General features: G+C 38.8%; 34 protein-coding genes. 4 read left to right on the top strand and 30 right to left on the bottom strand.

Going from position 1 to position 21890, the window contains the following annotated elements:
- Positions 1–10: 10 nt before the first annotated feature.
- The 22 genes from rpmD to thiD form a co-directional block, all read right to left on the bottom strand.
- Positions 11–190 (bottom strand): 50S ribosomal protein L30, encoded by a 180-nt coding sequence (rpmD, locus tag AC4BC7_RS13745; RefSeq protein ID WP_016176277.1) that lies wholly within the window; start codon positions 188–190, stop codon positions 11–13.
- Between the two features lie 14 nt (positions 191–204).
- Positions 205–705, bottom strand: a complete 501-nt coding sequence (gene rpsE / locus AC4BC7_RS13740; protein ID WP_207942202.1) for a 30S ribosomal protein S5 — start codon at positions 703–705, stop codon at positions 205–207.
- A gap of 20 nt (positions 706–725) precedes the next feature.
- A complete protein-coding gene (gene rplR, locus AC4BC7_RS13735) occupies positions 726–1082 on the bottom strand; it encodes a 50S ribosomal protein L18 (RefSeq protein ID WP_207942203.1) in 357 nt (118 codons plus the stop codon).
- A gap of 58 nt (positions 1083–1140) precedes the next feature.
- Positions 1141–1677, bottom strand: a complete 537-nt coding sequence (gene rplF / locus AC4BC7_RS13730; RefSeq protein WP_207942204.1) for a 50S ribosomal protein L6 — start codon at positions 1675–1677, stop codon at positions 1141–1143.
- 31 nt (positions 1678–1708) lie between these two features.
- Complete coding sequence (rpsH, locus tag AC4BC7_RS13725; RefSeq protein WP_207942205.1) at positions 1709–2107, bottom strand: 30S ribosomal protein S8; 399 nt, start codon at positions 2105–2107, stop codon at positions 1709–1711.
- Between the two features lie 35 nt (positions 2108–2142).
- Positions 2143–2328: a type Z 30S ribosomal protein S14 gene (locus AC4BC7_RS13720; protein WP_007207616.1), complete on the bottom strand. Its 186-nt coding sequence runs from the start codon at positions 2326–2328 to the stop codon at positions 2143–2145.
- Between the two features lie 18 nt (positions 2329–2346).
- Entirely contained in the window at positions 2347–2886 is a 540-nt protein-coding gene (gene rplE, locus AC4BC7_RS13715; protein ID WP_016176282.1) for a 50S ribosomal protein L5, read from the bottom strand.
- Between the two features lie 28 nt (positions 2887–2914).
- Entirely contained in the window at positions 2915–3226 is a 312-nt protein-coding gene (rplX, locus tag AC4BC7_RS13710; protein ID WP_207942206.1) for a 50S ribosomal protein L24, read from the bottom strand.
- A 35-nt stretch (positions 3227–3261) separates the two neighbouring features.
- On the bottom strand, positions 3262–3630 hold the full coding sequence (gene rplN / locus AC4BC7_RS13705) for a 50S ribosomal protein L14 (RefSeq protein WP_016176284.1): 369 nt from the start codon (positions 3628–3630) through the stop codon (positions 3262–3264).
- 59 nt (positions 3631–3689) lie between these two features.
- On the bottom strand, positions 3690–3956 hold the full coding sequence (gene rpsQ / locus AC4BC7_RS13700) for a 30S ribosomal protein S17 (RefSeq protein WP_016176285.1): 267 nt from the start codon (positions 3954–3956) through the stop codon (positions 3690–3692).
- Between the two features lie 24 nt (positions 3957–3980).
- Positions 3981–4169, bottom strand: coding sequence for a 50S ribosomal protein L29 (gene rpmC / locus AC4BC7_RS13695; RefSeq protein WP_490503111.1), 189 nt, complete (start codon positions 4167–4169; stop codon positions 3981–3983).
- Positions 4159–4593, bottom strand: coding sequence for a 50S ribosomal protein L16 (rplP, locus tag AC4BC7_RS13690; protein ID WP_010734464.1), 435 nt, complete (start codon positions 4591–4593; stop codon positions 4159–4161). The genes rpmC and rplP overlap by 11 nt, the downstream gene beginning before the upstream one ends.
- A gap of 2 nt (positions 4594–4595) precedes the next feature.
- Positions 4596–5252, bottom strand: coding sequence for a 30S ribosomal protein S3 (rpsC, locus tag AC4BC7_RS13685; RefSeq protein WP_016176287.1), 657 nt, complete (start codon positions 5250–5252; stop codon positions 4596–4598).
- 13 nt (positions 5253–5265) lie between these two features.
- A complete protein-coding gene (gene rplV / locus AC4BC7_RS13680) occupies positions 5266–5613 on the bottom strand; it encodes a 50S ribosomal protein L22 (RefSeq protein ID WP_207942207.1) in 348 nt (115 codons plus the stop codon).
- Between the two features lie 20 nt (positions 5614–5633).
- On the bottom strand, positions 5634–5912 hold the full coding sequence (gene rpsS / locus AC4BC7_RS13675) for a 30S ribosomal protein S19 (protein ID WP_016176289.1): 279 nt from the start codon (positions 5910–5912) through the stop codon (positions 5634–5636).
- Positions 5913–5954: 42 nt separating this feature from the next.
- Positions 5955–6785 (bottom strand): 50S ribosomal protein L2, encoded by an 831-nt coding sequence (rplB, locus tag AC4BC7_RS13670; RefSeq protein WP_490503110.1) that lies wholly within the window; start codon positions 6783–6785, stop codon positions 5955–5957.
- A 37-nt stretch (positions 6786–6822) separates the two neighbouring features.
- Positions 6823–7110 carry a 50S ribosomal protein L23 gene (locus tag AC4BC7_RS13665; RefSeq protein ID WP_207942208.1) on the bottom strand — a complete coding sequence of 96 codons (288 nt, stop codon included), beginning with the start codon at positions 7108–7110 and terminating at the stop codon, positions 6823–6825.
- Positions 7110–7733 (bottom strand): 50S ribosomal protein L4, encoded by a 624-nt coding sequence (gene rplD, locus AC4BC7_RS13660; protein ID WP_207942209.1) that lies wholly within the window; start codon positions 7731–7733, stop codon positions 7110–7112. The genes AC4BC7_RS13665 and rplD overlap by 1 nt, the downstream gene beginning before the upstream one ends.
- A gap of 29 nt (positions 7734–7762) precedes the next feature.
- Complete coding sequence (rplC, locus tag AC4BC7_RS13655) at positions 7763–8392, bottom strand: 50S ribosomal protein L3 (RefSeq protein ID WP_016176293.1); 630 nt, start codon at positions 8390–8392, stop codon at positions 7763–7765.
- A 21-nt stretch (positions 8393–8413) separates the two neighbouring features.
- The gene (gene rpsJ, locus AC4BC7_RS13650) at positions 8414–8722 is read right to left on the bottom strand and encodes a 30S ribosomal protein S10 (protein WP_016176294.1); all 309 of its coding nucleotides are present in this window, start codon (positions 8720–8722) and stop codon (positions 8414–8416) included.
- A gap of 301 nt (positions 8723–9023) precedes the next feature.
- The gene (locus AC4BC7_RS13645; protein WP_490503109.1) at positions 9024–9572 is read right to left on the bottom strand and encodes an ECF transporter S component; all 549 of its coding nucleotides are present in this window, start codon (positions 9570–9572) and stop codon (positions 9024–9026) included.
- Positions 9569–10393, bottom strand: a complete 825-nt coding sequence (gene thiD, locus AC4BC7_RS13640) for a bifunctional hydroxymethylpyrimidine kinase/phosphomethylpyrimidine kinase (RefSeq protein ID WP_490503108.1) — start codon at positions 10391–10393, stop codon at positions 9569–9571. The genes AC4BC7_RS13645 and thiD overlap by 4 nt, the downstream gene beginning before the upstream one ends.
- Positions 10394–10493: 100 nt before the next feature.
- Between thiD and AC4BC7_RS13635 the strand changes: the two genes are divergently transcribed.
- Positions 10494–11927 (top strand): aminotransferase-like domain-containing protein, encoded by a 1434-nt coding sequence (locus tag AC4BC7_RS13635; RefSeq protein WP_490503107.1) that lies wholly within the window; start codon positions 10494–10496, stop codon positions 11925–11927.
- The gene (locus AC4BC7_RS13630; protein ID WP_490503106.1) at positions 11920–12645 is read left to right on the top strand and encodes an NADPH-dependent oxidoreductase; all 726 of its coding nucleotides are present in this window, start codon (positions 11920–11922) and stop codon (positions 12643–12645) included. The genes AC4BC7_RS13635 and AC4BC7_RS13630 overlap by 8 nt, the downstream gene beginning before the upstream one ends.
- A 23-nt stretch (positions 12646–12668) precedes the next feature.
- On the opposite strand, the gene AC4BC7_RS13625 is transcribed toward AC4BC7_RS13630, so the two are convergent.
- The 7 genes from AC4BC7_RS13625 to AC4BC7_RS13595 all read right to left on the bottom strand — a co-directional run bounded on the left by AC4BC7_RS13625 (position 12669) and on the right by AC4BC7_RS13595 (position 18290).
- Complete coding sequence (locus AC4BC7_RS13625) at positions 12669–13556, bottom strand: helix-turn-helix domain-containing protein (protein WP_490503105.1); 888 nt, start codon at positions 13554–13556, stop codon at positions 12669–12671.
- A gap of 205 nt (positions 13557–13761) precedes the next feature.
- Entirely contained in the window at positions 13762–15114 is a 1353-nt protein-coding gene (gene celB, locus AC4BC7_RS13620) for a PTS cellobiose transporter subunit IIC (protein WP_490503104.1), read from the bottom strand.
- A 14-nt stretch (positions 15115–15128) separates the two neighbouring features.
- Positions 15129–15641 carry a hypothetical protein gene (locus tag AC4BC7_RS13615; RefSeq protein ID WP_490503103.1) on the bottom strand — a complete coding sequence of 171 codons (513 nt, stop codon included), beginning with the start codon at positions 15639–15641 and terminating at the stop codon, positions 15129–15131.
- A 37-nt stretch (positions 15642–15678) separates the two neighbouring features.
- Positions 15679–15993, bottom strand: coding sequence for a PTS cellobiose transporter subunit IIA (locus AC4BC7_RS13610; RefSeq protein WP_207942218.1), 315 nt, complete (start codon positions 15991–15993; stop codon positions 15679–15681).
- Positions 15994–16007: 14 nt separating this feature from the next.
- Positions 16008–16643, bottom strand: a complete 636-nt coding sequence (locus AC4BC7_RS13605) for a PTS sugar transporter subunit IIA (RefSeq protein ID WP_490503102.1) — start codon at positions 16641–16643, stop codon at positions 16008–16010.
- Between the two features lie 253 nt (positions 16644–16896).
- Entirely contained in the window at positions 16897–17841 is a 945-nt protein-coding gene (locus AC4BC7_RS13600) for an IS3 family transposase (RefSeq protein WP_490504395.1), read from the bottom strand.
- Positions 17727–18290 (bottom strand): helix-turn-helix domain-containing protein, encoded by a 564-nt coding sequence (locus AC4BC7_RS13595; protein WP_311055572.1) that lies wholly within the window; start codon positions 18288–18290, stop codon positions 17727–17729. The genes AC4BC7_RS13600 and AC4BC7_RS13595 overlap by 115 nt, the downstream gene beginning before the upstream one ends.
- Before the next feature lie 97 nt (positions 18291–18387).
- On the opposite strand from AC4BC7_RS13595, the gene istA reads away from it, so the two are divergent.
- Positions 18388–19653 (top strand): IS21 family transposase, encoded by a 1266-nt coding sequence (gene istA / locus AC4BC7_RS13590; protein ID WP_490503101.1) that lies wholly within the window; start codon positions 18388–18390, stop codon positions 19651–19653.
- Positions 19653–20381 (top strand): IS21-like element helper ATPase IstB, encoded by a 729-nt coding sequence (istB, locus tag AC4BC7_RS13585; protein WP_490502869.1) that lies wholly within the window; start codon positions 19653–19655, stop codon positions 20379–20381. Before istA ends, istB begins: the two co-directional genes overlap by 1 nt.
- Here istB and AC4BC7_RS13580 read toward each other — a convergent pair.
- On the bottom strand, positions 20312–21877 hold the full coding sequence (locus AC4BC7_RS13580; protein WP_490503100.1) for a BglG family transcription antiterminator: 1566 nt from the start codon (positions 21875–21877) through the stop codon (positions 20312–20314). The genes istB and AC4BC7_RS13580 overlap by 70 nt on opposite strands.
- Positions 21878–21890: the final 13 nt, after the last annotated feature.

Here is a 21890-nt window from a genome sequence, read left to right as displayed (position 1 = left end):
AAATTGATACTTAAATTTCTTCTACGTCCACTAAGTGAGCTACAGTGTTAACCATACCTTTGATTGCATCATTAGCAGGTTTAACAACAGTACTGTTCACTTTACCTAGACCTAACGCTTTAACAGTATCGCGTTGGTTTTGAGGACGTCCGATAACACTGCGTTTTAAAGTAATTTTTAATTCAGCCATTATTTTTGTCCTCCTTAACCGATTAATTCTTCAACTGATTTACCGCGAAGTGCTGCCACTTCTTCAGCGCGTTTTAATTGTTTTAATCCTTCAACAGTTGCGCGAACAACATTGATAGGAGTGTTTGAGCCTAGAGATTTAGATGTGATATCAGCTACCCCAGCTAACTCCAATACGGCACGAACAGGTCCACCAGCGGCTACCCCAGAACCTTCTACAGCAGGTTTCATTAAGATACGTCCGCCACCGAATACACCGATAACTTCGTGTGGGATTGAAGAACCAACCATTGGTACTTCAATTAAGTTTTTCTTAGCGTCTTCAACTGCTTTACGGATTGCTTCTGGAACTTCTTGAGCTTTACCAGTACCAAATCCTACGTGTCCGTTTTTGTCACCGACAACAACTAAAGCTGCGAAACGTAAACGACGTCCACCTTTAACAACTTTTGTTACGCGGTTAATCGCAACAACGCGGTCTTCTAATTCCAAGTGTTTTGGATCAATATAAACCATGAATGGTGTTCCTCCTTCTTCTAAAATTCTAGTCCATTTTCGCGAGCTGCTTCAGCTAAAGCTGCTACACGGCCATGGTAAAGGTATCCACCACGGTCAAAGACTACTTCTTTAATACCTTTTGCTGCTGCACGTTCTGCTACTAATTTACCAACAGCTTGTGCTTGTTCAACTTTTGTTCCACCTGAAATTTCTTTATCCAAGGCAGAGGCACTTGCTAGCGTCACACCCGCTACGTCATCAATTACTTGCGCGTAGATGTTTTTGTTAGAACGGAAAACGTTCAAGCGTGGGCACTCAGCAGTACCAGAGATTTTGTTACGTACACGTTTATGTCTTTTTTGACGTGTTTTATTTTTATCTGGTTTTGTAATCACAATTGTCACCTCTTTATTTTTGCTAGCCTAAGCTGCGAATCGTAAACCCTGTTTACGATTATTTACCAGTTTTACCTTCTTTACGGCGTACGAATTCACCAACATAGCGAATACCTTTGCCTTTATAAGGTTCTGGAGGACGAACGCCACGAATGTTAGCTGCAAATTCGCCAACCATTTCTTTGCTTGTTCCTGATACAACGATAGAAGTATTAGAAGGAACTTCAACTGTAACTCCAGCTGGTGCGTTCATTTCTACTGGATTTGAATAACCAACGTTCAATACAAGTTTTGAACCTTGTAATTGAGCACGGTACCCAACCCCGATAAGTTCTAATCCTTTTTTGAAACCTTCGCTTACGCCAACAACCATGTTATTGAAGTTTGCACGAGTTGTTCCGTGGATTGTTTTCATTTCTTTGCTGTCATTTGGACGAGTGAAAGTTACTTCGTTTCCTTCGATATTCATTTTAATATCTGAAGAAAAAGTACGAGTTAATTCACCTTTAGGTCCTTTAACTGTAACGTCATTTCCTTCTTGCTTGACTTCAACACCAGCAGGAAGAACGACTACTTTATTACCGATACGACTCACGTAGAGACACCTCCTTGTGTATTATTTTAAATTACCATACATAAGCGACAACTTCGCCGCCAACATTTTTAACTCGAGCTTCTTTATCAGTGATAACACCTTCAGAAGTTGAGATGATTGCAATACCTAAACCGTTTAATACTCTTGGTACTTCGTCAGCTTTAACATAAGCACGTAGACCTGGTTTAGAAATACGTTTCAAGTTAGTGATAACACGTTCACCATTTTTTCCATATTTTAGGAAAACACGGATCACGCCTTGTTTGTCATCTTCGATATATTCAACATCACGGATGAAACCTTCTTTTTTCAAGATTTCAGCGATGTCACGTTTGATTTTTGAAGCAGGCACTTCTAATACATCGTGTTTTACCATGTTGGCATTACGGATGCGAGTTAGAAAATCTGCAATTGGATCTGTCATGACCATTAGATGATTTACCTCCTTTATGCGAGTTTACTTGTTTACCAGCTAGCTTTCTTCACGCCGGGAATTTGACCTTTATAGGCAAGTTCGCGGAAGCAAATACGGCAAAGTTTAAATTTACGATAAACTGAATGTGGACGTCCGCAACGTTCGCAACGTGTGTATTCTTGTGTTGAGTGTTTTGCTGGGCGTTTATTTTTAGCAATCATTGATTTTTTAGCCACGTAGTTCGCCTCCTTTTTTTATTTTTGGAATGGCATGCCTAATTGCGTTAACAATTCACGAGATTCTTCATCTGTGTTGGCAGTAGTTACAATAACGATATCCATCCCACGTACTTTGTCTACCAAATCGTAATCAACTTCTGGGAAGATTAATTGTTCTTTGATACCTAATGTATAGTTACCACGTCCGTCGAACGCTTTTTTACTTACACCATGGAAGTCACGTACACGTGGTAATGAAACTGATACTAATTTATCTAAAAATTCGTACATTCTTTCTCCACGTAGAGTAACTTTACAACCGATTGGCATTCCTTCACGTAAGCGGAAGCCAGCGATTGATTTTTTAGCTTTAGTAATCAATGGTTTTTGACCAGAGATTAATGCTAATTCTTCAACAGCTTTATCTAAGTTTTTAGCGTTAGATACTGCATCACCCACACCCATGTTGATAACAATTTTGTCAACTTTTGGTGCTTGCATTACAGAACTATATTCAAATTTTTCCATTAATGATGGAACAACTTCTTTTGTATACTTTTCTTTAAGGCGGTTCATTCAGTAAGCCCCTCCTTCCTTAATTTGATTATTTATCGATAACTTCTCCGGTTTTCTTAGAAACGCGGACTTTTTTGCCGTCAACTTCTTTGTAGCTAACACGTGTAGCTTCACCGTTAGATGGATCAATCACCATCACGTTAGAAACATGAATTGGCGCTTCAACTTCAACGATTCCGCCTTGAGGAGCAGCTTGAGAAGGTTTTTGGTGTTTTTTCATGATGTTAACACCTTCAACAACGACTTTATCTTTTTTAGGTAAAGCTTCTAATACAATACCTTCTTTGTTTTTGTCTTTACCAGTGATAACTTTAACTTTATCGCCTTTTTTAACAAACATTACTGTTTCGCACCTCCTTTGATAATGAATAACAATTATAATACTTCTGGTGCTAGGGAAACGATCTTCATGAAGTTGCCTTCGCGTAGTTCACGAGCAACTGGACCGAAGATACGAGTTCCACGTGGGCTCTTATCGTCACGGATAATAACCGCAGCATTTTCATCAAATTTAATGTAAGAACCGTCTGCACGACGAGCGCCTGATTTCGTACGAACAATAACTGCTTTAACTACGTCACCTTTTTTAACAACTCCACCTGGCGTTGCTTGTTTAACCGTAGCAACAATTACGTCACCGATATTGGCAGTTTTACGACCTGAGCCACCAAGGACTTTGATCGTTAGAATTTCGCGTGCGCCTGAGTTGTCAGCGACTCTTAAACGACTTTCTTGTTGGATCACGATGTGTATCCTCCTTTCAGATTTTGGAAATTCAATCTATATAGGAAAATCTCGTGTGATTAAATAATCACTGCCTTTTCAACAATCTCTACTAGACGGAAACGTTTCGTAGCTGATAATGGACGAGTTTCCATAACTTTCACGATATCGCCAACTTTTGCTTCGTTGTTTTCATCGTGTGCTTTGTATTTCTTAGAATATTTCATGCGTTTACCGTAGATAGGGTGGTTTTTCTTCGTTTCAACTACTACTGTAATTGTTTTATCCATTTTGTCGGATACCACGCGACCTTGATAAACTTTGCGTTGATTTCTTTCTTCAGTCATACGCTAAATGGCCTCCTTCCACTATTACTTTGCTTGTTCACGCAAAACTGTTTTGATGCGTGCAATCGATTTACGTACTTCTTGGATACGTGCAGTGTTTTCTAGTTGACCTGTAGCTAATTGGAATTTTAAGTTAAACAATTCTTCTTTTAATTGTTTTTCTTGATCTAGCATTTCGGCAGTGGTTAATTCTCTGATTTCTTTAACCTTCATTCGATTCACCACCCATTTCTTCACGTTTTACGATTTTAGTTTTCATTGGTAATTTGTGTGAAGCAAGACGTAATGCTTCGCGAGCTACTTCTTCAGATACGCCAGCAATTTCAAACATGATTTTTCCACGTTTAACTGGTGCTACCCATCCTTCAGGAGCCCCTTTACCTTTACCCATACGAACCCCAATGGCTTTACTTGTATAAGATTTGTGAGGGAAAATTTTAATCCACACTTTCCCGCCACGTTTCATGTAACGAGTCATTGCGATACGAGAAGCTTCGATTTGGCGGTTTGTAATCCAATGAGATTCAACAGCTTGTAAGCCGTATTCACCAAAAGCTACTTCTTTACCACCTTTAGCTTCACCACGCATTTTTCCGCGGAATTCGCGACGGTGTTTTACACGTTTAGGTACTAACATGCTTATTTCCCTCCTTTCTCAGTGTTCTTTTTAGTTGGAAGAACTTCTCCACGATAGATCCATACTTTAACACCAAGTTTTCCGTATGTTGTATCTGCTTCTTCCCATGCGTAATCGATGTCCGCACGTAATGTGTGTAAAGGAACAGTTCCTTCAGAGTAACCTTCCGCACGAGCGATATCCGCACCGTTTAAACGTCCTGATACTTGAGTTTTGATTCCTTTAGCGCCAGCGCGCATTGAGCGTTGGATTGCTTGTTTTTGAGCACGACGGAAAGCAACACGATTTTCTAATTGACGTGCAATTCCTTCGCCTACTAATTTAGCGTCTAAATCTGGTTTTTTGATTTCTACAATGTTGATGTGTACTCTCTTACCAGTTAATTTGTTCAATTCTTTTCTTAGGCTTTCGACTTCAGAACCGCCTTTACCGATAACCATACCTGGTCGAGCTGTGTGAATTGAAACGTTCACGCGGTTTGCAGCGCGTTCGATTTCAACTGTTGACACAGCGGCATCAGCAAGTTTAGATGCGATAAATTTGCGAATTCTTAAATCTTCGTGTAGAAAGTCTGCGTAATCTTTCTCAGCATACCATTTTGCATCCCAGTCACGGATGATGCCTACACGCATTCCAATTGGATGTACTTTTTGACCCACTGATTGTCCCTCCTTATTTTTCTGATACAACTACCGTAATATGACTTGTACGTTTGTTGATTGGAGATGCTGAACCTTTCGCGCGAGGACGGAAACGTTTCATTGTTGGTCCTTCGTTTACAAAGGCTTCAGATACTACTAAGTTTTCAACATCTAAGTCAAAGTTATTTTCTGCATTTGCGATTGCTGACATCAATACTTTTTCAATGATTCCAGCAGCTTTGTTCGGTGTGAACTTTAGGATAGCAATTGCTTCAGCAACGCTTTTTCCTCTAATTAAATCGATAACTAGACGTGATTTACGAGGAGAAACGCGGACTGTTTTAGCAGTTGCTTTCGCTGATGTGATTTGTTCTGCCATTTGTATATCCTCCCCTCAAATTAACGTCTTGTTTTCTTATCGTCAGCAACGTGGCCACGATAAGTTCTTGTTGGTGCAAATTCACCTAGTTTATGTCCTACCATGTCTTCTTGGATATAAACTGGCACATGTTTACGTCCATCGTAAACTGCGATGGTAAACCCGATAAAACTTGGGAAGATTGTAGAACGACGAGACCAAGTTCTAATTACTTTTTTCTTTTCAGCGCCTTGTTGTGCTTCGACCTTTTTCATCAAATGATCATCGACAAAAGGTCCTTTCTTTAAACTACGACCCATGGTGAACCTCCTCTCAAAATGTGCAACACATGGTTAATGTAATTATTTATTTTTACGACGAACGATAAGTTTATCTGACTTCGCTTTTTTGCTACGAGTTTTGTAACCAATAGCTGGTTGACCCCAAGGTGATACTGGAGCTGGACGGCCGATAGGAGCTTTACCTTCACCACCACCGTGTGGGTGATCGTTAGGGTTCATTACGCTACCACGTACAGTTGGGCGTTTACGCATCCAACGAGAACGACCTGCTTTACCGATATTGATTAATTCGTGTTGTTCGTTACCAACTGAACCGATTGTTGCACGGCAAGTTGCTAAGATCATACGAACTTCGCCTGAGTTCAAGCGGATCAATACGTATTTTCCTTCTTTACCAAGTACTTGTGCACTTGTACCAGCTGAACGGATTAATTGTCCGCCTTTTCCTGGTTTCATTTCGATGTTGTGGATAACTGTACCTACTGGAATGTTTTCTAGTGGTAATGCGTTACCTACTTTAATATCTGCATCTGGTCCAGAAACGACAGTCATGCCAACTTCCAATCCTTTAGGTGCTAAGATATATGATTTAACTCCATCTTCGTAATGTACTAACGCGATGTTAGCAGAACGGTTTGGATCGTACTCGATAGTTTTAACTAATGCAACTACGTTATCTTTGTTACGTTTGAAGTCGACTAAACGGTATTGACGCTTGTGACCGCCACCTTGGTGACGTACAGTAATACGACCGTTGTTGTTACGACCTGCATGGTTTTTCAATGGTACTAATAATGATTTTTCTGGTTTAGAAGCAGTGATTTCTGCAAAATCAGAAGAAGTCATATTACGACGACCATTTGAGGTAGGCTTGTAATGTTTAATTGCCACGTCTTTTTCCCTCCTATTTTATTCTAATTCGTACAGCTTATTCAGCTGAGAAAATTTCGATTTCTTTTGAATCTTCAGTTAAAGTCACAACAGCTTTGCGACGTTTTTTTGTGTATCCCGCATATTTACCCATGCGTTTGAATTTTGGACGCACGTTGATGATGTTTACGTTTTTCACGTCAACACCAAATGCTGCTTCAACAGCTTGTTTTACTAATGTTTTGTTTGCGCGAGTGTCCACTTCGAAAGTGTATTTCTTTTCATCCATAGCAAGCATAGATTTTTCAGTGATCACTGGGCGTTTAATTACGTCTAGTAAGTTCATTATGCAAGCACCTCCTCAATTTGAGTAAGAGCAGTTTGAGTTGCTAACACTTTGTTGTTTGAAACAACGTCTAAAACACTTACGTTATTAGCAGCTACTACAGAAACGTTTGGTAAGTTACGAGCAGATAATGCTGCAAAGTCGTTACCTTCTTCTAATACTACTAATACTTTAGAGTCAATAGACAAGTTAGCAAGAACTTGTTTGAATTCTTTTGTTTTTGGTGCATCGAAGCTTAAACCTTCAACAGCTACCAAGTTATTTTCAGCAACTTTTTCTGATAAGACAGATTTAATTGCTAAGCGACGAACTTTTTTAGGAAGTTTGTAGCTGTATGAACGTGGTGTTGGTCCGAAGACAACTCCACCTCCACGCCATTGTGGTGAACGAATTGAACCTTGACGAGCACGACCTGTTCCTTTTTGGCGCCATGGTTTACGACCGCCACCGCGAACATCTCCACGGTTTTTAACAGCGTGTGTTCCTTGTCTTAATGAAGCACGTTGCATGATGATTGCATCAAAAACAACTGATTCATTTGGTTCGATTCCGAAAATTTCTTCGTTTAAAGTGATTTCGCCAGCTTGGCTTCCATCTTGTTTAAATAATGCTACATTCGGCATTCCTTAGTTCCTCCTTTCTTCCTATCTACTTATTTAGCTTTCACAGCTGATTTAATTGTAATCAATGATTTTTTCGCTCCAGGAACGTTACCTTTGATAAGGATAACATTACGTTCAGCATCCACACGTACGATTTCCAAGTTTTGGATTGTTACGCGGTTGCCACCCATACGTCCTGCAAGGCGTTTGCCTTTAAATACACGGTTAGGTGCAACTGGACCCATTGATCCAGGACGACGATGGTAACGAGAACCGTGAGCCATTGGTCCACGAGATTGTCCGTGACGTTTGATAACGCCTTGGAATCCTTTACCTTTTGTAGTTCCTGTTACGTCAACGATGTCTCCAGCTTGGAATACGTCAACTTTAATTTCTGATCCTACTTCTAAGCCCTCTAGCTCAACATCCTTGAATTCGCGAATGAAGCGCTTAGGAGCCGTGTTTGCTTTTGCAACATGACCTTTCGCAGGTTTGTTACTTAAAACTTCACGTAAATCTTGGTAACCTACTTGAACTGCTTCGTAACCATCGTTTTCAACTGTTTTAAGTTGTAAAACAACGTTTGGAGTAGCTTCAACTACAGTTACTGGAATTAATTCACCTGATTCTGTGAAGATTTGAGTCATTCCCACTTTTTTCCCTAAGATTCCTTTGGTCATGATTACACCTCCAGTTAATTATTATAGTTTGATTTCGATGTTAACACCTGATGGTAAGTCTAGCTTCATTAAAGCGTCAACTGTTTTTGGTGTTGGGTTCACAATGTCGATTAGACGTTTGTGTGTACGCATTTCGAATTGTTCGCGTGAATCTTTGTATTTATGTGTTGCACGGATGATTGTATATAGACTGCGCTCTGTTGGCAATGGAATTGGACCTGAGATAGTAGCTCCAGTTCTTTTTGCAGTTTCTACGATTTTATCCGCTGATTGGTCTAAAATACGGTGTTCATACGCTTTTAAACGGATACGAATTTTTTGTTTTGCCATTTGTTTTCCCTCCTTCGTCTATTTTGAAAAGTAGACATAGCTCCACGAAAATTTTCCGTCACGCTCGTCCATGGCAAAGCGTCCGGGCGTGTCGCAACCTCTCGTTTCGTAGCCGGCAGATTTTTTCTCTGCCACTGTGTGTAACATAGTCTTTCATATGCAGCACCTCAATGAGTATATTATATCTGCACTAGAATAGCAAGCATTTTATTCAATAAATTTTATTTTTTTCTGAAAATAATAGCAAAACTGTTTTCAAACAAAAAAAGACCATATTGAACAGTCAACATGGTCTTTTCATTTATTGAACAACTCTTTGTCTAAAGGTTCGATCCAATGCTTTTTTCAATGGAAAATATAAAAACGATACAATTAATGCTGTTAAGCAAACATTAATGACTGTTGCAGGTAACTTAATGGATGCCGCTGTAATCGCTGGAACGAAATCCATACCCAAGAACATTTGGCGTACCGTATTTTTGACTTGCGTCATAAGTAATTTTGCAACGCCTGTTCCTGCAGCAATAACTAAGATTTGCCAAACATGCGTCGGATTCTTTTTAAATAGAAGAAACAGACCATAAGCAGCAGCTCCCACAATAAAACTTTCAAAGATAAAATACGGTGCTTCACTAGCGTAACCGTTCAATATATCAAAAATGGCAAACCCTAAACCGCCTGCTAGCGAACCCTTGACGTATCCCAAATATAAAACGGATAACAATAATACAGCATTCCCTAAATGAACAAATGCGCCTGTTGGCAACGGAATTTTAATCATCGTTCCAATAACTGTTAACGCAGTAAACAAAGCGACGAGCACGATTGTTTGAATATTGGTATTTTTCATTTCAATTCCTCCATTCTGTTTTCTGCTTGATTATACGCTCCATGCCAGACATGTCCCACGTAAGGGTTAATGTGGACACCTTGTTCGATGGCTTTAGCAACGAATTTCTTGGCTAGGATAACGGCTTCTTTAGCAAAATAACCTTTTGCCAAACCTGCCGTAATTGCCGCAGCAAAGGTACAACCCGCACCGTGATTGCAATCGGTCGGAATCAATACATTTTCCAAGACAGTAAATTCTTTCCCATCATAAAATACGTCGATGGCTTGACCTATCCCTAAACGATGACCACCTTTGACAACAACGTGCTTAGCGCCTAGCTGATGAATAATTGTCGCTGCTTGTTTCATATCTTCAATCGAAGTTAAATCGCCCATACCAGACAAAATTCCTGCTTCTACTAAGTTGGGTGTCGTCACATATGCTTTTGGCAATAAGTATTCTTTAATTCCGACAACGCTTTTTGGTTGTAAAATTTGAGCTGTTCCTTTGCAAGCGATAACGGGATCAATGACGACATGTTGCACATGATGCTTTTCAATAAATTCACTGGCTACCTGAATATTTTTTTCATTGCCCATCATCCCAGTTTTCAACGCATCGATGGTTCCTCCAGCAAAAACGGAAATCAATTGTTTGCGTAATAAGTCTTCGGATAATTCAGTCACTTCATGCGACCAACCATTTTCTGGATCCATTGTAACGATAGATGTCAGACTAGAAAAACCAAAAACACCGTATTCTTCAAATGTTTTTAAGTCAGCTTGTAAGCCCGCTCCACCCGTTGAATCTGATCCAGCAATTGTTACTACTTTTTTCATACACTCACCCCTTGTGTTTTTTAGTATAACGAATGCCACACTTGACGAAAACAGCCAATTGGCTTATTTTTAAACCATCCAATTTAAAAGGAGTAAGCCGATGTGGAAAATTAACAAACAAGACAAGACCCCTTTGTACCAACAAATCACGTCACAAATCATCCAAGCCATTCAACAAGGGCAACTCATGCCGGGCGATAAACTTCCGCCTGAAAGACAACTTTCGCAATTATATGGCGTCAATCGTTCCACTGTTGTACGAGCTTTAGAAGAACTGGTTAGTTTGGGATGGATTACGCGCAAGCAAGGAAGTGGCACGCGTGTTGCCCAAGGACGTTGGGGAAGTCGCCAGCTGTTGATGAATCAATGGCGTTCTCTACTTTCTAGTCCTTTTTTAAAAGAGGATCCGTATGTTAGCGAGTTGAAGAAAAAGCAGACTCAAACAGGTACGATTGATTTGTATACTGGTGATTTACCTGAAGAATTGATTCCTGATTTTGAATTCCCAGCTATCACGTGGGAACAAGTATTATATGAAGAAAAAAAAATTCATCCCACTGGTTATTTACCTTTGAAAAAGCACTTATTAAATCATTTAGCTGAAGAATTTCAATTGCCGATTGCTGGTCAGGATTTGTTAATCACTTCTGGCTCAACTCAAGGAATTTTTCTATTAATTCAAGTTTTACTGGAGGCCGGAAATTATATGGCCACGGAAGACCCTTCATTTTTGTTCGCCTTGCCTTTATTTGCCTCGCTGGGGATTCATTTAGTAGGTATCAAACAGGATGAAGAAGGCATCGACTGTCACGAATTGGAACAAGCGATTCAAACAAAAAAAATTAAATTGTTGTACCTCAATCCCAACCATCAAAACCCGACTGGCAAAACAATGTCTTTAGCCAGACGTAAAGCAATTGTCGCTTTATGCGAGAAATATCATTTACCCATTATTGAAGATGATGTTTTTAGTGAACTTGGCTTTGATGAAACCCTACCTTCTTTAAAAAGTTTAGCTCCTGATCAGGTAATCTACGTTGGTTCATTGTCCAAACTATTTGGCTCTACTATCAAAATTGGCTGGTTATTAGCACCACAAACGTTAATCACTAGTCTAGCAAGTGCCAAAAAAAGAATGGAAAGTGATACTGACCTCTTTCCCCAGTTATTAGCGACAGCCGCTTTAACTTCGAGTGACTATAAACAAAAACAAATTCATTTGTTACAAGAGTTACGGCGCCGCAGTCAAAATTTTGAAACGCTCATGCAATCATTCGCCTCTGATTGGACGTATATTCCTATCCAAGGTGGCTTATATTATTGGTTAACCTGGCAACATCAATCGTTGACTAGAAAAGATTGGCAACTTTTTCTTGAAGAAAATCTCTTAACCGCCCCAGCATTTCTATTTAGCAATGATACAATGTCTGTTAGAATAAATTATACTAGACTCTCTGATGCACAATTATCTATCTTCCAGACAAGTTTGTTGCGCATTACCGAGAAAATTAGAAAGGATGCTGTTTATGAATGAAACAATCAATTTGTTAACAAACCATCGTAGTTACCGCAACTTCGATGTTGATTACCAACTTTCAGATGAAGAATTACAAGCCATTTTAGCGGCTGCACGTCAAGCGCCTTCTTGGATGAACGGCCAAATGTATTCGATTATTGTGATTAGAGATCAAGCGATTCGCCAACAATTAGTGAAATGGAATCCAGGTAATCCCCATATGTTAAACAGTTCCGTCTTTTTATTATTTGTGGCGGATTTAAAACGAACACAACAAATCGCCCAGCAACAAGACGTTCCTTATCCCGTTGACGATGGTTTGCATCCTTTAATTATTGCTACTACTGATACTAGCCTCGCCTTGCAAAATGCGATTATCGCCAGTGAATCACTCGGTTTAGGTGTGGTCCCCGTCGGAAGTGTTCGAAACAATATTGAGGAAATCAGTGACTTATTGCACCTACCTGATTATGTCTATCCTGTCGCAGGATTAAGTATCGGCAAACCAACTGTTGATATGAAAGTAAAACCGCGCTTACCTGAAAAAGCCGTCATTCATTATGATACGTACCAGCCTTATGATGAACAATTGATTGCAGATTACGATGAAACAATGGAAAAATTTGGCGAAGCTCGCGAAACAAAACGTTGGACAAAAAAATTTGCTGACTACTTTAGTCAAAAACCCGCCGAAAACATTGATCATTATTTGAAAAAACAAAAGTTGATTAAATAAAAAGCTTAGGGTGTTAGAACGCCCTAAGCTTTTTCGTACATATGTTCAATGATATTTTCTTGTCTTCTAACAAGCGTATAACTGTTTTCAGCATCAATAAAAATAAATTGTTTGCTTTTTAAGAAAGTAAAAATAGTTCCTAGCATTTTTCGTTCTTTTGAGTTCACACGATAATAGCCCCGTAAATCGAGTTCAATCACTTCTTTTTTACGTGTAGTTACTTGTAGATAAAATGGTTCACGTAATGTTTGATGCATACGAGGTGTATAACCGTTCCAACTAATCGCTACTTTTGTCGGGTTAAGCTTATATTTTTTAAAACAAACGTTGATTTCTATTATTTCGTTATAGGCAATAAATGCTGTTTTTCGCAAACCTAGTATTCCAAAAATTGGTAAAATAAATTGTTCCAATCCATTTAATTGTGACATTATCTTAGTATGGAAAATAGGATACGAGATACCTTTTTTCTCTAATGTCCAATAACTGTAATACGTTTTGTAATCATACGGCAAACAGTACGTCAAAAAGACGTAAAAGAGTGTAGCTACAAACAAACTGATTAAAATCATACTCAAAGCATCACCAATAGAACGCCATTCCGATATTTCCATCATCAATGAACCTATAAAAAGGGAGACCAAAATTGTTATTAAAATAATGGCGGGTTTCGCACTTTGTGGTTTTCCATAATGCAACGGAAAACTCAAATATGCTTCTCCCGTAATCAATTCATCTAACGAAATATTCAATAAGCCACTTAATAAAATTAAATTATCAATCCCTGGTAAACTCTCCCCATTTTCCCATTTAGACACAGATTGTCGTGAAATATTTAGTTGTTCAGCCAATTGTTGTTGCGATAGCTCATTTTCTTTTCTGAACCGTACAATATTTTGTGCTAATGACATGAAGACATTCCTCCTAAAAACTAATATTTGCTTTTAAGCTTACTAAAACAGCAATATTTTTACACGCACTTATTAGTTGCACCCTAATAAATCAAGGTTTTATTAGAGTCCAACTCGGAAGTTATTCTAGAAAATAAAAACAATTAAGAATTCAAAATGTGAACTCTTAATTGTTTAATTTAGTAACATTTTTAGAAGAACATTCTTACGCTAATTCTTCACTTGTTTCTTGTTCTTCTTTTACAAGACGTGCATCATAAGCTTTCGCAAATGGGAACCAGATAACAAAGGCAGCTAAGGCACATATTACCGCTACTACAGCAGCTTTCCAGTCACCACCTGTACCGATAAATGCACCGATACCGATTGGTGATGGCCAAGGCATTTGTGCAATCATTGGACGAATAAGTTCTAATTTAATCGCAAAGAAAGCAATTGACATCGACGCCATTGGAGCCAAGAAGAATGGTAAAGCTAAAAATGGGTTATAAATGATTGGAACCCCAAAAATTAATGGTTCATTAATATTGAATAAGGCTGGAACGATAGACGCTTTTCCAAGTACAGAAAGTTGTTTTGATTTTGCCATGTAAACTAAGAATAAACAGAATCCTAATGTTGCTCCCGAACCACCGACTGTTACATACGCATTATTAAACTCTCCTGCTAAAGCATAGTTTCCACCTTCAACGTTCGCAACCAAGTTGGTTAAAGCAATTGGGTTGATAAATGAGAAAATAATATTTGCTCCATGAATCCCAACTAACCATAAGGCATGAACTAGGAAATAAATGACCATTAAGCCTAACCATGTATCGGTTAAGTTTGTTACAAATCCAAATGGAATTGAAATCAATTCAAAAATATCTGTTCCTAAAGCAATTAATACACCATTAATAAGAATAACTGCAAATGCTACAACAAATGCTGGAATTAAAGCAGTAAAGGCACGTGCTACACCCAATGGTACTTCTTCAGGCATTTTGATAATCCATTTTTTGGCTACACACAAACGATACAGTTGAACAGCAATAATTGACATAATAATACCAGTGAAAATCCCCACTGTACCTAGACGAGCTGGTCCATCGCCACCAATAGCCCAACCATTGACAATAACAGCTTCTGCATCATTGACACGTGTCATTACACCATCACTAAATACTAATTGCGGAATTGCCATAAAGAATGCAAACATCGATAATAATGCCCCACTCATTGGCGCCATATCTAACCCATCTTCTTCAGCAATAATTTTTGTGTATTCATAACCTAATACGATACAGAAATACAATGCTAAAATCCCCATTGTCGTACTATTAGCTAACATATACAAATCACTGAATTTGAAGAAAGTCGCATTAAAGAATCCTTCTAGTACTGGAAACGTTAAGGGTAATACATTTAAAACTAAAAACATTGATCCTACGATTGTAAATGGAATTGTCGCCATCCCAGCACCCATGATTGCTCGTACAATTTTATATTGGGCAATTTTACCCATAGGTCCCATGATTGCTTTTTCCAAAAAAGAAAATAGTTTGCTTTGTTCTTCCATTTTTTCCACTCCTCTTATTTCATTTCTTTTTCAAATTCCTGAATATAGTGATAATGTTTATCTTTTTGTTGATCAATTGCTTGCATACGTTTAAGACACACAAAAGAAATCAAACTTCCGATTACTAAAATACCAGAAATCATTACGCGTGCTTTCACTGTTGCTTCTAAAAACGGAAAGAAAGATGAATAGCCGATGCCAGTCATTGCGATGAGCATCATCAATACATTTACGCTTAACTGAATATAGTGATATAAACGGTTGTAATGCAATTTTTTGGAATCATACTCTTTTGTGCCATACAATTTCACATGTTCTGCCACTGCCATTAGACTAAATACAATCAAAAATCCTGGTAAAAGGGCTGTTATCTTGCCACCTAACACAAGACCTAGCGCCCAATACAAATTGGTAAAAAAGAACAACGCTAACATATAACGTAATAATAAATAGCGATTATATCTGAAATTTTTGACGGCTGCCTCTTTTTTATATTGTTGTCGCTGTTGCTTTGCGTTTTGTTCCATGATTTCTCACCCTTCTTACCCAAATTTGCGAACGTAATTAACGTCCTCTTTCGTATAATGCTAACATCTCCAACGCTACTTCCCGTAAAGTCATGGTTGTCATTAAATGGTCTTGTGCATGAACCATAATCACTTCCATAACAACTTTTTCTCCATTGGCATAGGCCTGTAATAAGCCTGTTTGTGATTTATGAGCCTTGACCAATGATTCATTGGCCGCTTCTAATTTTTCAGCAGCTTCTTCAAATTTATCTGCACGCATTGCTTGGAAACCTTCATGAACCAACGTGCGTGCATCTCCGCTGTATAAAATAATTTCAAAAGCAATCTCTTGTAATTTATCAGACTCCATGTTTCTTCCTCCTTTTATAAATAGTTCATAAAAATCCCCATAAATTCCTCAAATGTCTGAGAAGCAATCAACGAATGACTAAATGTTTCGTCTTCCAAAATTGGCACAAACATTTGGTTAATTTTATCAATCGGTACACAACGTGCTTTATCTGGTAAAGACAAAAAGACCAATTTAACAGATGGATGTTCCGCATCCCAGAAAATCCCTTCAGGGACGATTGCCACAGCAACATAAGCTTGCTCTGTAACGGGTTCAATCGGATGTGGTACTGCTAACATTTGTGAAAAAGCCACAGAACTATAGGTTTCTCGTAATTGTAACTGTTTGGTTAATTGCTCAGTAATTGGTCGTCTTTCCACATCTTCGACACGAGCAACCAATTGCGTTATAACGCTTTCTTTTTCGCTTTTAGTTGGTAAATAAACAAATAATTCTTTTGAAAAACATTGTTCCAATAATGTGAGTTGCTGTTTTTTTGCCTCGCCATTCAATAACATTGTTTGGCTATTCACACGTTGAAGCCCTTTATGTTTGGATAATTCATGATTGATTCGTTGAATATCTTTTTCATCTAGAAAAACACTTACATGCACAATAGGTGTTTGTGGCAAGATAGACGTACATACAATTGCAGCGCAAAAGTACATAACTCCGCAAGCAGCTTAGGGTAAAATAAAAAGCCATTGCGGGCGTCCTGAAATTCCTCTAAAGTTATAGTTCCGACACTGTAACTGGAGGTAAGAAAGGGAATGCTCGCAATGACCGATATTAATACTATCAGAAATCTACGAAACAATCACGATAAATCTATTCAACACATAGCTGACGAATTGGAAATCAACTGGCGCACCGCAAAAAAGTATGCAGATGGGTGGCGACCCCTAAAAGTTAGAGTTTTTATTATGCAGCTGATTGGCTGGATTGAATTCGGTATTCGACCGGACTCAGTCCAGCCAATTTTACTTTTGATCGTACGTGGTTATACCAGTAGATGTATTCTTTAATTCGTCGTTTTAATTCTTCATAACTGACTAGTTTCTCTCCATAATACATTTCTTGTTTTAATATGCCAAAGAAATTCTCCATCGAAGCATTGTCTGCACACGTTGCTTTACGTGACATACTCTGGAATACATTGTTTTTATTTAATGTTTTTACCCATTTATTATGTTGGTAATGCCAACCTTGATCCGAATGGATAGTTGTACGGTAGGTTGCGTGATTCTTTATTATCTCTATTGTTTCATTTAGTGGCTCCATGACTAAATCTAATGTTGGGCGTTTCTTAATTCCAAACGCAATCACTTCTCCATTATATAGGTCAAGAATAGGGTTTAAATACAACTTTTCTTCCCCTAGACATTTGAATTCCGTAATGTCAGTTACTAGTTTCTGAAATGGGATAGGTGTACTAAACCGACGTGACAATCGATTCTTCACTATTTTTCCAGTAGTTCCTTTATATGAATTGTATTTACGGGATTTTCGCATGAATTTTACACACTTTAATCCTAGCTCTCGCATAATGCGATACACCTTTTTATGATTAATACAGTATCCTAATTTCTTTAACTCGTCTGTAATCCGTTTATATCCATAACGTTCATAAAACGCCTTAAATAGGTGAGTAATGCGTTCTTTTAGTTCGATATCCAGATCTTCTTTTCCGAAGTTCTTGACATGATAGTGATAGGTTGCTTCGGGAATTCCCACAACTAGGATAATATCCTTTAATCGGAACCCTTCTTCTTTAAGTTCGAATGCCCATTTTGCTTGCGCTTTTCGAGTAAGACATTCGGATTTTCCCGAAAAGCTCTCAGCTTTTTTAAATAGGCAATTTCTAATCTCAGTAGTTCATTCTCTCGTTCTAACTCCGTTTCACGTGTGAACTTGTTTTCTTCCTTTTTCGTTTGTTTATTTAGTTTCTTAGTCATAGAAGGTCGCTCCTTTGATTTTGGTTTCAAGCCTTCTATCCCTTGAGAATTAAAATCTTTCATCCAACGATAAATTAATGAAGGATTATTTAATCCGAATTGTTCAGTCGTTTCCTGATAAGAAGCACCTGTGTCTAACATAAATTGTATCGTATTTAATTTAAATTGAACAGGATATACTTCCTTCCTTTTTCTTCGTTTTAATCCCTCCATCCCTTGTGTTTTATAAGCTCTTACCCAATTTTGTAATGGTGTTGCAGAAGGCATATTGTATTTCTTCGCCAATAATTTATAACCAATATTTCCATCCAAATACTCCGTAACAAGCTTTATTTTAAATTCTTCACTATATTTAGCCATAAAAATACCCCCGAAAGTTAGATTTATTACTCTAACTTTCGGGGGTCGGTACCATGAGGATCTTTTACCTGAGCCGAAGGTCCGAAAGAAAACGGGCATGATGTATGTGGAACACTGGGGAGGCATCGTTGCTCTCTGGCTTTCTGAAGATTCTAAGCTCCCGAAGAAGAAGCGTAGGACCGTTGACTTTATGACTAAAGAATTGAAGAACCAGGGGTTCCCCGGTTCGTATCGCACGGTTTGTGATTTCGTTAGGGACTGGAAAGCCACTCACTACGTTGAAGCCAATGAAGATCAAGGCTTTGAGCGTTTGGAACATCCTCCGGCGGAAGCGCAGCTGGATTTTGGCACCATGGAGGTCTGCCATGAAGGAGCCTTTAAGGATATCAAAGCACTCGTGATGTCTTTTCCTTATAGTAACGGCGGATTTGCGGTGGCATTACCAGCGGAGAATCAAGAGTGTCTACTTGAAGGAATGAAGGAGCTATTCCGACAAGTTGGCGGCGTCCCACGAAAAATTCGCATTGATAATATGTCTACGGCAGTAACGCAAGTAAAGTCGAAGACGGAACCAGCAGTGTTAACGGATGGGTTTCTGCAGTTCGCTACGCATTATGGGTTTGAGACACAGGTGTGCAACCCTAGAAGCGGAAATGAAAAAGGCAGCGTAGAAAATAAAGTCGGCTATGTTCGCTACAACTTCTTTCCGGCCACTCCAATCATGAAGGACTTCGCAAGCTTTAATGAGGCATTGGCGGTTCAATTAGCGAAAGACAGGGAACGCGTTCATTATGAGAAACATGTACTTATCAGTGAACTCTGGCTTGAGGAAAAAGCGGATCTTTTGGCATTGCCCGATGTCGCATATCCAGTCTTCAAGGAAATCGAAGTAAAAGCCAATAAGTACAACGAAATCAAGCTGGATGGCGAGCGAATCCATGTTCCTCGCGCCCGGAACCATTCCATCATCTACGGGCTGCTTCGCTTTGACTCCTATCAACTGGTTAGCACGGATGGTGAAATTATCGCTGAAGGCCCCCGGCCCTACATGATGAAGAAACGAGCGATTGACTGGCAAGCAATACTACTCGATTGGCGGCGCAAATTGCGTGCGATGCATTACTCTCGTTACTGGAAATATCTACCCGAACGCATCAAGCTCTATCTCAGCCATCCCGATTGGAAAGAACAGGCAAAGCGTGTAGATCAGCTTCTCGTTTTTCTCGTCACCAACGATATGTTAGGTATTGATCAGAACTTCTACGACCTTATCGGTTCTTCGAAAGAAACGGATGCCTATGATGTGGATTGGAATGACTATGATGCATTTCTCAAGTCATCTAATGGGGAGGCGGCGAGTTGATGGAAACCGATCGTTTAGAAGAGGTTTGTAAGCAGTTGCGGCTCTCTCATATTCCTAGAGTCATTGGAACGGAGGGCTTTGAAACCAAAGAAGATTGGTTGCTATTCCTGTTAGAGAATGAATTGAAGTGCCGGGAAGAACTAAAGACAGCTCGGCTCTTCAAACAGGCCAAATTCCCTGTACGCCGGACTTTAGACAACTACGACTGGCATGATCATATCACGCTGCCAAATCCGACCACAAAGGAAGAGTTAATCAGCCTCTCCTTTATCCGCCAAAAAGAAAACGCCGTTTTCGTGGGTACCCCAGGAACTGGTAAGACGCATTTAGCTTGTGCTCTTGGCCAAATGGCCACGCATGCTGGTGTTGAAACACGCTTCTGGCGAGTCTCTGAATTGGTGGGAGAATTGGAACGTCAATGGAAGAACAACACGTTGGAGACCTTCAAGCACCGCTTTGACAAGGTGAAGTTGGTTATCCTAGATGAGATGGGCTATGTGCCGTTCACTAAGGAAGGTGCCGAGTTGCTCTTCCAGCTGATCAGTGATTGGTATGAAACGAAAAGTATCATCATCACCAGTAATTTGGAGTTCAGCCAATGGAATAAGGTGTTTATCGATACACGTTTGACGGCGGCATTGGTGGACCGCTTAATTCATCACGCACACATTTTAAGCTTCACCGGAGAGAGCTTCCGGCTCAAAAACGCTCTATCAAGACCAAAATAATCAGAGAAAAATTTCAGGCGCAAAGGTGTGTACTTTTTCTTTGCAATATTGTGTAGGAAGGTCTTGCAAAACACAATAGGAATGTTATACCCATCCATTGGCAACGTAATGGATGAAATAATTAAATCAACATCATCCAATTTTTGATTAGACAACTCATAATACCCAATAACAGAAGTAATCATAATTTTCGAACTGAATTCATGTTCTAAGCGAATTTTCAACATTTGCGAACTTCCTAATCCCGTCGCACAAATGACTAACACTCGCACTTTTTGATTATTGAAAAAACGTTCAACTGCAGCAGTCAAATGAATTGTCACATACGCCCATTCTTCTTCAGTAACTTGGTATTTTTTAAATACCGGCATCTCTGAAAAATACTGAATTGTTCTATCAAATAACTGCGAATATTTTTGTTTAATCTCACCTAACAATGGATTTTTAATACTCGTATCATTTTGTAGTCGTAACAATAACGGTGTAAAGTGCATCATTAAACCATTAATTAACGTCGCATCCTGTTGAAATTGAAAGCCTGTTTTTTTATCTAATTTTGCTAACGTGTCAATTAATTGATGTTTAATTTCAGATTCGCTGTAATCTGTTTTTTTCAAAACTTTGCTTGTGGATAAACGATTGCGTAAGTGCATTGAAATATAGGTAGCTTCTTCTTTAGGAAATTCAATACCCATGCTTTGCTTGATTCGTTGAATGATATTCAGTGCTGTTTGATATTCCTTAGAGTTTTCTGAAATCAAAAGATGGCTTTGTTCAATCTGAAAACCCGTTTGTAGTCGTTTGATAGCTAAGCCGATATGCAATACAATGTTATAAATAATAAAATCCGATAGTTTCAACTGTGACTCTCGACATTCATCGAGCACGATAATTACGATTTCTTCAATGCTAATTCCCTCAAGTAAATCTGTATACATCGAAAATGTATATAAATTATCGTGCAGGTGATTCATGAAAAAATAACTCATAATAAAATGTCGTTTGTTTTGCTCATCGCCCACAATATAAATGCCTACACCTGCTTTACTTTTGACTTCAAGTTTATAAGGTTTTAACATTTTTTTCATTTCCACAATATCATTAGAAATTGTGGAACGAGAGACAAACAACTCACTCGCTAGGTCATCTACACGTGCTTCATTTTGCTCAAAAAATAACCGCTGTAAGATGAAATATTGTCGATCTTCCGATTCATGGATAGTAGTGGCATCGCGTACCAATGATACATCTTGAACTTCTTGATGATAGAATTGTTGAAACTGTTGATCGTCAGTTACCAACAACCGATACCCTTGTCCTTGTTTCGCCTCTAGATGAGCGCCATTTTTTTCTAATATATCCCCAACTAAATGTAAATATTTCCTAGCAGTTCGATCAGATATATAAAGTTCGGAAGCAACTTCCTGACTGGTGGTGTACACGTGACGATTGGCAAAAAGTAATTTGATTATTGATAGTTCCTTTTGATTCAACATTTTCTCGCGACCT

It is taken from the genome of Enterococcus sp. AMC1623 (assembly GCF_058216495.1).
The sequence above is the reverse complement of the archived record's forward strand: the minus strand, read 5'-3'. Positions and strand labels throughout refer to the sequence as shown.

What these genes read in the sequence shown, in the direction of transcription:
- rpmD (WP_016176277.1), bottom strand. Translation starts at nt 190, where the DNA reads ATGGCTGAATTAAAAATTACTTTAAAACGCAGTGTTATCGGACGTCCT.
- rpsE (WP_207942202.1), bottom strand. Translation starts at nt 705, where the DNA reads ATGGTTTATATTGATCCAAAACACTTGGAATTAGAAGACCGCGTTGTT.
- rpsH (WP_207942205.1), bottom strand. Translation starts at nt 2,107, where the DNA reads ATGGTCATGACAGATCCAATTGCAGATTTTCTAACTCGCATCCGTAAT.
- rplE (WP_016176282.1), bottom strand. Translation starts at nt 2,886, where the DNA reads ATGAACCGCCTTAAAGAAAAGTATACAAAAGAAGTTGTTCCATCATTA.
- rplX (WP_207942206.1), bottom strand. Translation starts at nt 3,226, where the DNA reads ATGTTTGTTAAAAAAGGCGATAAAGTTAAAGTTATCACTGGTAAAGAC.
- rpsQ (WP_016176285.1), bottom strand. Translation starts at nt 3,956, where the DNA reads ATGACTGAAGAAAGAAATCAACGCAAAGTTTATCAAGGTCGCGTGGTA.
- rpmC (WP_490503111.1), bottom strand. Translation starts at nt 4,169, where the DNA reads ATGAAGGTTAAAGAAATCAGAGAATTAACCACTGCCGAAATGCTAGAT.
- rplP (WP_010734464.1), bottom strand. Translation starts at nt 4,593, where the DNA reads ATGTTAGTACCTAAACGTGTAAAACACCGTCGCGAATTCCGCGGAAAA.
- rplV (WP_207942207.1), bottom strand. Translation starts at nt 5,613, where the DNA reads ATGGCAGAACAAATCACATCAGCGAAAGCAACTGCTAAAACAGTCCGC.
- rpsS (WP_016176289.1), bottom strand. Translation starts at nt 5,912, where the DNA reads ATGGGTCGTAGTTTAAAGAAAGGACCTTTTGTCGATGATCATTTGATG.
- AC4BC7_RS13665 (WP_207942208.1), bottom strand. Translation starts at nt 7,110, where the DNA reads ATGAACTTACTAGACGTAATTAAACGCCCAGTGATCACTGAAAAATCT.
- rplD (WP_207942209.1), bottom strand. Translation starts at nt 7,733, where the DNA reads ATGCCGAATGTAGCATTATTTAAACAAGATGGAAGCCAAGCTGGCGAA.
- rplC (WP_016176293.1), bottom strand. Translation starts at nt 8,392, where the DNA reads ATGACCAAAGGAATCTTAGGGAAAAAAGTGGGAATGACTCAAATCTTC.
- rpsJ (WP_016176294.1), bottom strand. Translation starts at nt 8,722, where the DNA reads ATGGCAAAACAAAAAATTCGTATCCGTTTAAAAGCGTATGAACACCGT.
- AC4BC7_RS13645 (WP_490503109.1), bottom strand. Translation starts at nt 9,572, where the DNA reads ATGAAAAATACCAATATTCAAACAATCGTGCTCGTCGCTTTGTTTACT.
- thiD (WP_490503108.1), bottom strand. Translation starts at nt 10,393, where the DNA reads ATGAAAAAAGTAGTAACAATTGCTGGATCAGATTCAACGGGTGGAGCG.
- AC4BC7_RS13635 (WP_490503107.1), top strand. Translation starts at nt 10,494, where the DNA reads ATGTGGAAAATTAACAAACAAGACAAGACCCCTTTGTACCAACAAATC.
- AC4BC7_RS13630 (WP_490503106.1), top strand. Translation starts at nt 11,920, where the DNA reads ATGAATGAAACAATCAATTTGTTAACAAACCATCGTAGTTACCGCAAC.
- AC4BC7_RS13625 (WP_490503105.1), bottom strand. Translation starts at nt 13,556, where the DNA reads ATGTCATTAGCACAAAATATTGTACGGTTCAGAAAAGAAAATGAGCTA.
- celB (WP_490503104.1), bottom strand. Translation starts at nt 15,114, where the DNA reads ATGGAAGAACAAAGCAAACTATTTTCTTTTTTGGAAAAAGCAATCATG.
- AC4BC7_RS13615 (WP_490503103.1), bottom strand. Translation starts at nt 15,641, where the DNA reads ATGGAACAAAACGCAAAGCAACAGCGACAACAATATAAAAAAGAGGCA.
- AC4BC7_RS13610 (WP_207942218.1), bottom strand. Translation starts at nt 15,993, where the DNA reads ATGGAGTCTGATAAATTACAAGAGATTGCTTTTGAAATTATTTTATAC.
- AC4BC7_RS13605 (WP_490503102.1), bottom strand. Translation starts at nt 16,643, where the DNA reads ATGTACTTTTGCGCTGCAATTGTATGTACGTCTATCTTGCCACAAACA.
- AC4BC7_RS13595 (WP_311055572.1), bottom strand. Translation starts at nt 18,290, where the DNA reads ATGGCTAAATATAGTGAAGAATTTAAAATAAAGCTTGTTACGGAGTAT.
- istA (WP_490503101.1), top strand. Translation starts at nt 18,388, where the DNA reads ATGATGTATGTGGAACACTGGGGAGGCATCGTTGCTCTCTGGCTTTCT.
- istB (WP_490502869.1), top strand. Translation starts at nt 19,653, where the DNA reads ATGGAAACCGATCGTTTAGAAGAGGTTTGTAAGCAGTTGCGGCTCTCT.
- AC4BC7_RS13580 (WP_490503100.1), bottom strand. Translation starts at nt 21,877, where the DNA reads ATGTTGAATCAAAAGGAACTATCAATAATCAAATTACTTTTTGCCAAT.